1 protein-coding gene and 1 other annotated feature are annotated in these 2,232 nt (G+C 38.1%); the gene reads left to right on the top strand.

Features of this window, described 5'->3' with window-relative positions; translation table 11 throughout:
* Positions 1-318: 318 nt before the first annotated feature.
* Positions 319-550, top strand: a binding site (T-box leader).
* A gap of 166 nt (positions 551-716) precedes the next feature.
* Entirely contained in the window at positions 717-1,943 is a 1,227-nt protein-coding gene (locus GXX20_10760) for a tyrosine--tRNA ligase (GenBank protein ID HHW32132.1), read from the top strand.
* Positions 1,944-2,232: the final 289 nt, after the last annotated feature.

Below are 2,232 nucleotides of genomic sequence, written 5' to 3' on the forward strand. Positions count from 1 at the left end.
AAAAGCCTCCCGAAAAAAGAAAGGAATCAAGTATTACGGGAGATAAAAGGAATAGAAGGGATAACACAAAGACAGGCTGCAAGGATTTTGGGAGTTTCCCCGAGCCTAATATTCAAAGCTTAAAAGGAAAGTAAGAGAACTTGGAAGAAACAGAACTTGGAAGCAAAAGAACCGTCCCCATGCTTCTTGATTTTCGGCCTTTACTTTTTATGTTTTCTACACTATAATTTAATTATATTTATCATCACGAAGGAAGCTTATAATTTAGTTTACTCTGTTTTCTGGTTTAAGCTTTAACATAGCTTAAACTGAAATATTGTCAAAGCTATGAAAGGAAGAAGTAGATCAGTTGAGGCTTTTCAGAGAGCAGCCGGCTGGTGGGAGGCTGCAGGCGGACTGATACGAAATACATCCTGGAGCTGCTGCCTGAACTGTTAGTAGGGTTTGACGGGAACGCCCGGTACAGCGTAAAAGTGTGTTTGCACTTGTTGAGGGAAATTCCGTGAGGAATTTCCGAACCAGAGGTGGTACCGCAATTCATGCCCTCTGTTCCAAAACTGGAACAGGGGTATTTTTGTTATAGTAACAGGGAATTTTATTTAACAAAAAATTTGTCACAATAACAATAATAAAAATTTATCATTTGCAGGAAATTATTACAATTTTACTTACTGATATTATATTCGTAATACTAATATTGAAAGGGAGATTTTAACATGAAAATCTATGAAGAACTTGTAGCCCGTGGATTAATTGCCCAGGTTACAGACGAAGAAAAAGTAAAAGAGCTTGTTAATAGTGGTAAAGCTATATTTTATATTGGATTTGATCCGACTGCCGATTCTTTACATGTAGGTCATTTTATGGCATTGTGCCTTATGAAACGGTTGCAAATGGCAGGTAACAAACCCATAGTGCTTATTGGTGGAGGAACAGCCTACATAGGAGATCCTTCCGGACGTGCTGATATGCGTTCCATGATGACACCCGAAACAATCAGGCATAACAGTGAGTGTTTTAAGAAACAGATGGAAAAATTCATTGAATTCGGCGATGATAAAGCAATTATGGTGAACAATGCAGACTGGCTCTTAAAGTTGAATTACATCGAATTCCTTCGTGATATAGGACCCCATTTTTCAGTAAACAATATGCTGCGTGCCGAATGTTACAGGCAGAGAATGGAAAAAGGCCTGTCATTCCTGGAGTTCAACTATATGATTATGCAATCCTATGATTTTTATTACCTGTATCAGAATTATGGTTGCAATATGCAATTTGGCGGGGATGACCAGTGGTCCAATATGCTGGGCGGTACGGAGCTCATTCGGCGCAAATTAGGAAAAGATGCCTATGCCATGACTATTACATTATTATTAAACTCAGAAGGCAAGAAGATGGGAAAAACAGCAAAGGGTGCTGTCTGGCTTGACCCCAACAAAACTTCACCCTTTGAATTCTTCCAGTATTGGAGAAATGTTGATGATGCTGATGTTATTAAGTGCCTCAGAATGCTTACTTTCTTACCCCTTGATGAAATCAGCAAAATGGAAAAATGGGAGGGCAGCCAGCTTAACGAAGCTAAAGAAATTTTAGCATATGAACTGACAAAGCTGGTACATGGTGAGGAAGAAGCCCAAAAGGCATTAAATGCTTCCCACGCTATTTTCCAAAGAGGTACAGATGATTCCTACATGCCTACTACCGAAATTACAGAGGAGCAGCTTACGGATAATGCTATTAATATAGTGGATCTTATGATAGCTTGCGGCCTGGCACCTTCCAAGAGTGAAGCAAGACGTCTGATACAGCAGGGCGGTGTTTTTGTAGAAGATAAAAAAGTTAAGTCAATAGACTATAGCCTTACTTCAGATCAGTTGAAAGATGGTGTCAAAATTCGTAAAGGGAAAAAGACATTCCATAAAGCGGTAATAAAGCAGTGATTAGATAAAAGGAATAACTTTATCTTAATCCTGTTACCGGCAGAGAGATAATCTGCCGGCGGACCAATAATCTCTCAAAAGGCGCATTATTTTCTGGCGGGCGGATAATTCCAGAATTATCCGCCCAATTTAGTTCATAATTGAACATAATTTTTTTATTAACTATGTCAATAACTTTTGAAAATGTCACCTAAAAAGACTAAAAAAACGAGTTAATTATCTTGTGAAAATGTCACTTAAAAATAAAAAAAGTGGTGTTGGAATCTGTAAAATGAAAAAGCATTATTGA

It is taken from the genome of Clostridiaceae bacterium, from assembly GCA_012840395.1.
GTDB lineage: Bacteria > Bacillota > Clostridia > Acetivibrionales > DULL01 > DULL01.